The organism is Bacteroides muris (ex Afrizal et al. 2022), from assembly GCF_004793475.1.
Taxonomy (GTDB): domain Bacteria; phylum Bacteroidota; class Bacteroidia; order Bacteroidales; family Bacteroidaceae; genus Bacteroides; species Bacteroides muris.
In genome coordinates this window covers 1-5441 of the sequence record NZ_SRYZ01000085.1, presented here as the reverse complement: position 1 = coordinate 5441, position 5441 = coordinate 1, and the positions used below count along the sequence as shown (strand labels likewise).

The following is a 5441-nucleotide window of genomic DNA, read 5'->3' as shown; positions in this document are numbered from 1 at the left end:
CAGGTGTTTCAATGGTGGAATCATTCACCAAAATATAACTGATGAATAACTTTTTGATGGTAATAAGTGATGATTACAAGAGATTTAGCTACCTTTGTGCTCTATAGCGCAAAAAATATTATGAGAAAATTAGGCAGAATTATCAGAGATATATCAGAACTTATGAATAACCTGTGTCAAGTTGACACGTATCTGGATGATGATAATGAGGAAAACTACAAAAATATAGTTCGTCTTATTGCTAATGGTACAAATTTCGTTGTATATAAGTCTGATGGACAATATCATTTTGCACCAAGTCGATTTGTCGGGTATCTAAATAATGATTTGTTGACACATCTGGTAAAAAAGAATGGGAAGAACGGTAGAGAAACATCTCCTGCTATTGATAGTATTATTGGGCACACAAGGGCTTTTAATCAGGCATTAGAAGATGAATATTTAGGATTTTGTGATAGGTTGGGCATTACTCCTAAACATATGGTTAATACTCAAAGAAAATACTGGTTATTAGACAATAAACAGAACAAAATATACACAGAGGAATATTATGAGGGTTCTTTGCAACAAGCATTAGTCAATAGATACGAGCGTAATCCTATTGCTCGTAAAAAATGCATTGAAAAACACGGATGTATATGCCAAGTTTGTGGAATGGACTTTAGCAAAGTGTATGGAGAATTGGGTAATGGATTTATTCATGTACACCACATTGTTCCCATTTCGGCACTGAAAGGGGAAGCGCATAAAATAGAACCTGAAAATGGCCTTGTTCCTGTATGCCCTAATTGCCATGCAATGTTGCATAAAGGCAAACTTAGCTGCAATTATCTTTACATTCGTAGTAATCAGCACTTTCTGTTTTAATAGGTACGAGTAGCCATTTGACAAATGGGAGAGAAAGTTAAGGGAATTTCAACTTGCTATTTATCAATAGAATAACCCTAATTCTCGTACCGTGCTTTTTTCTTGTGTTCTTTTGCCGGAACTCTGACCACAAAAGTAAGTAAAAAATGGCAGAAACGAGTATAAAAGTGATTGTTTTTTGATATTCGGTCTGATTTATGTGATAATTCAATTGATGTTCGGTTGAAAAAATGTGGTATGATTATCTATGTTCGGTCGGAAAAATGTATATTTGCATTTGAAGTCTAATTAAACCAATAATTGCCATGTATAGAAACATCATAGAGCAACTTAGGGAATGGAAGAATAAAGAGGGAAGAAAACCTCTTATCTTAGCAGGCGCACGTCAGGTTGGCAAGACCTATATCCTCCGAAAATTCGGAGAAGAAGAATTTGACAACGTGGTTTATGTAAACTGCGAGGATAATGTGTTGGCGAAGAACCTGTTCGCGCAAGATTATAATATGCAACGTATCGTCCTTGCACTTGGTGCTATTGCAGGACAAAGCATAGAAGCCGGAAAAACTCTGATTATTCTTGATGAAATCCAAGAAGCACCACGTGGATTGTCGGTATTGAAATATTTTTGTGAGAACGCACCTCAGTATCACGTAGCAGTTGCCGGGTCATTATTGGGAATTACTATGCACCGAGGGGAATCATTTCCAGTCGGCAAAGTCGATATTTTACATATCTATCCCATGACGTTCGATGAGTTTTTACTGGCAAAAGGGAATAGGCAATTGGTTGATATTTTACGTTCCAAAGACTGGGTGACGATAAAACTCCTTAAGAGCGAATATATAAAGGCGTTACGTGAGTATTATTTCGTAGGCGGTATGCCTGAAGCTGTCGGTAAGTTTATCGAAACCAATGATGCTGTCAAGGTGAGGGAGATTCAGAAGAATATTCTTTATACTTACCAAAAAGATATATCAAAACATGTGCCTACTTCGGAATCCAATCGTATCAATATGGTGTGGCAATCCATGCCCTCACAATTGGTGAAAGAGAATAAGAAGTTCATTTATGGTGTGGCAAAGCCGGGAGGCAGAGCGAAAGATTTTGAGGTGGCTATCCAATGGTTAATGGATGCCGGTCTGGTTTATAAAGTAGAACGGGTAAACGAAGCCAAGATGCCTTTGAAGTTCTATGTAGATATTTCCAGTTTCAAACTTTTTCTTCTGGATTGCGGTCTGTTAGGAGCTATGAGCGAAACACCTCCCGAAAAGTTATTGGTAGCGGAAAACGGTATGGAAGAATCCAAAGGAGCTTTCACGGAAAACTACATGATGAGCCAATTGGTAGCTACTCATGATACTTCTGTATTCTATTATAGCAACGATGCCAAGTTGGAGATTGATTTCTTAATTCAGCACGGTAGCGAAATTGTTCCGATAGAAGCGAAAGCGGAAGAGAATCTTCGTGCCAAATCGCTTTCAACTTTTGTGGCTTCCCACTCGGAGATGCATGGGTTGCGTTTCTCTATGTCGGATTACCGAGAGCAAGACTGGATGACGAATGTTCCGCTTTATGCCATAACAAGTTATTTTTTACCATAATAGTCTTTTTGAGAGCCTATGAAAAGCCCCTTGACATATAAAGAACTCCTTACACTGAGCATACGGCTTCAAGAGGAAAACAATGCTTTGAAAGATGAGATTAAACATCTAAAGGAGCTATTGCATATAGAAGATGAGAAGCCACAAGAGAGTATCGTGATGCCTCGTCTGTCTTTGGAAGAAAAGGTGGCGTTGTTCAGAGGATTATTTCATGGTCGGGAAGATGTGTTCGCAAGAAGATGGTATAGTAGGTCAAGCGGAAAATCCGGTTATCAGCCCGTATGCTTAAATGAATGGAACAGGCAATTATGTGATAAACGGAAATACAAATGTACGGAATGCCCGAATCGCCAATTTAAAGAATTGGATTACGAAGATATTTATAAACATCTTGAAGGCAAGGAGATTAATTGTTGTGATGTAATCGGAGTGTATGCTATTCTTCAGGATAGCAAATGCAACTTTCTTTGTGCCGACTTTGATGATAAATCTTGCGAACATGGTTATCAGAATGATGTGTCATCCTATATAAATATTTGTAAGGAATGGGAAATTCCGTACAGCGTAGAACGTTCACGCTCAGGAAACGGTGCGCATGTATGGGTATTCTTTGAAACACCTTTGGAAGCAAGTAAGGCAAGGAAATTAGGCAATACCATATTGACGGAAGCGATGGATAGAAATGGGCGTATGACCTTTAAGTCTTACGACCGTTTCTTTCCCAATCAAGACAGGTTGCCAGAGGGTGGTTTCGGAAACTTGGTTGCATTGCCCCTGCAAGGCAAAGCTCGAAAAGAGGGGAATAGTGTATTCGTGGACGAGAACTTTATACCTTATAAAGACCAATGGGAGTATCTGTTGAGTGTGCGAAAAGTATCAGAAGCATTGGTTGACAGGATTCTATTGAAATATGGAATAGCTTCGGAACTTGGAGAGTTATCCACTACAAGCGAATCCCAACCATGGGAAACACCGTCGGCACAGAAGATTGTAAAAGATGATTTCCCGAAGGAGATACTTATCATTAAGTCCAATATGCTCTATATCCCTTTGGACGGACTTTCCGCAAAGGCGATAAATCATTTGAAACGTATTGCTTCCTTCAAAAATCCGGAATTCTATGCAAAGTTGGGCATGAGGTTATCCACATACAATGTTCCTCGTGTTATTTCATGTGCGGAACTATCGGATAAACACATTGCTTTGCCTCGTGGGTGTGAAGATGCCGTTACAAAGTTATTGGATGAACATCATGTGGCTTATTGTATAGATGACTGGACGGAACAAGGAATAACAATCTCCGTTCAATTTAAAGGAGAATTGCGTGAAGAACAAGCTACGGCTGTCCAAAGTCTGACTTTTCATAATAATGGTATATTACATGGAACTACCGCATTTGGTAAAACTGTCACGGCTATCGGATTGATAGCAGAGCGCAAGGTGAATACGCTGATTCTTGTACATACTAAAGCCTTGCTTGACCAATGGAAAACCCGATTGGAAGAATTCTTAGAAATAGACTATACTGTAGAAGATACCTCTCATAAACGTGGGCGAAAGAAAGCATTCTCACCTTTCGGCACATTGGACTCTAAAGGGAACAATTTGCACGGCATAATAGATATTGCCCTGATGCAATCTTGCTTTGAGGAGAATGATGTAAAATCCTTTATCCGAAACTACGGTATGGTGATAGTGGACGAGTCTTTATCTTTATTACTGGTAACGGAAGCGGTCTTTGTAGCGGTAACGCAACCGGTCACATTAGCGGTCACAAATTCATCTTTGTCCATTATTATGATATAAGTGGGAGCTTTGGAGTTCTGAATACCTTCCGTGTAGTCGATAAGCCCTCGTTTTTTCAAATTATCACGGGCACGCATCAAAGTTTGCTTGTTCAGTCCGGTGACGGTACATATTACGGAAGTCGGACAAGAAACAGGCATATACCAATAGTTCTTATTGCATTCATTCAACAGATAATAATACAACTCACGTTCTCCTATGCTGAAACGTTCTGTTTTATTGGCGTGCCAAAATCGGTTAAGCAATTCAATATATGTCATCATTTCATTCCCCAATTAGATTTCGGCTTATGGCGAATGCCCTGCTGCATATCATTGATAATCTTGTCCCGTGTCTGCCTGTTGGTCTCCTGCCGTGCGTTTTCCATCCACGCCATCAGTTCCGAGCGTTTGAACTGGAGCATCTTTTCCGGTTGGTAGAACGGTATCTTATGTGCTTGCGTGAGAGCATACACGGTTGATTTTGCCCGATGAAGTATTTTGCAGGCTTCATCAATTCCTATCATAGGTTCGTCCGGCTTTTGGGAGCAACGTTCTTTCAATTCGCCGACGTCGGTTTGAATACTTTCCACTTTTTGTAACAGTTCCAAGATAGCTTGGGGCATTTCTTCAAATGATAAATTTTCTTTCATGCGTTTTATGTTTATGGATTTGTGATACAAAAGAACTTGGTTTCAATAGAATGGATTGGTTATTAATCAGATAACCTTGTACAATTAATGGATAACCCTAACTCATAAGATTTTCCATGGGACTTTTCCTCTTGTCAAAGAGTCGGATGCTGAACAGCCCCCAATCTTTGGTCATTTTTGCATAAATGGTATTCACATATCTTATAAATGAGGATATATGATTATATAACTGCTTGAATTTAATTCGATTTCATCTTTCAGCGAAAAATCAGACTGTCAATCATACTCTGAATTGATTTGTAAGTGCGAAATCCCAAGTGTGGCGCGATATATAAAATAGGATATATTTATAGGGAGTGTCCGTTTTGGACACTCCCTCCTGTAAGTCGTGAATATTGGTAGTTGGGCTTATTACCAAAGAAAAATGATTGGGATAATGGTTGTTAGGGATTATCTCACAAAATCTATTTGATAAAAGAATCGAGTAGGAGGAACGGGATTAATTCCCGTTCCGACCTCTCACACCACCGTACGTG

General features: G+C 39.3%; 4 protein-coding genes. 3 read left to right on the top strand and 1 reads right to left on the bottom strand.

The window, feature by feature from the left end; translation table 11 throughout:
* The first annotated feature begins 69 nt into the window (after positions 1-69).
* From E5355_RS18710 to E5355_RS18700, 3 genes are all read left to right on the top strand, one after another.
* A complete protein-coding gene (locus tag E5355_RS18710) occupies positions 70-867 on the top strand; it encodes an HNH endonuclease (protein WP_136011512.1) in 798 nt (265 codons plus the stop codon).
* A gap of 305 nt (positions 868-1172) precedes the next feature.
* Entirely contained in the window at positions 1173-2468 is a 1296-nt protein-coding gene (locus E5355_RS18705) for an ATP-binding protein (protein WP_136011511.1), read from the top strand.
* Positions 2469-2486: 18 nt separating this feature from the next.
* Entirely contained in the window at positions 2487-4274 is a 1788-nt protein-coding gene (locus E5355_RS18700) for a TOTE conflict system archaeo-eukaryotic primase domain-containing protein (RefSeq protein WP_136011510.1), read from the top strand.
* 259 nt (positions 4275-4533) lie between these two features.
* Here the strand turns inward: E5355_RS18700 and E5355_RS18695 are convergent, their stop codons facing one another.
* The gene (locus tag E5355_RS18695; protein WP_136011509.1) at positions 4534-4905 is read right to left on the bottom strand and encodes a helix-turn-helix domain-containing protein; all 372 of its coding nucleotides are present in this window, start codon (positions 4903-4905) and stop codon (positions 4534-4536) included.
* Positions 4906-5441: the final 536 nt, after the last annotated feature.

Excerpts from the sequence above, each read along its gene's own strand:
- E5355_RS18710 (WP_136011512.1), top strand. The coding sequence starts at position 70 with ATGATTACAAGAGATTTAGCTACCTTTGTGCTCTATAGCGCAAAAAAT.
- E5355_RS18705 (WP_136011511.1), top strand. The coding sequence starts at position 1,173 with ATGTATAGAAACATCATAGAGCAACTTAGGGAATGGAAGAATAAAGAG.
- E5355_RS18700 (WP_136011510.1), top strand. The coding sequence starts at position 2,487 with ATGAAAAGCCCCTTGACATATAAAGAACTCCTTACACTGAGCATACGG.
- E5355_RS18695 (WP_136011509.1), bottom strand. The coding sequence starts at position 4,905 with ATGAAAGAAAATTTATCATTTGAAGAAATGCCCCAAGCTATCTTGGAA.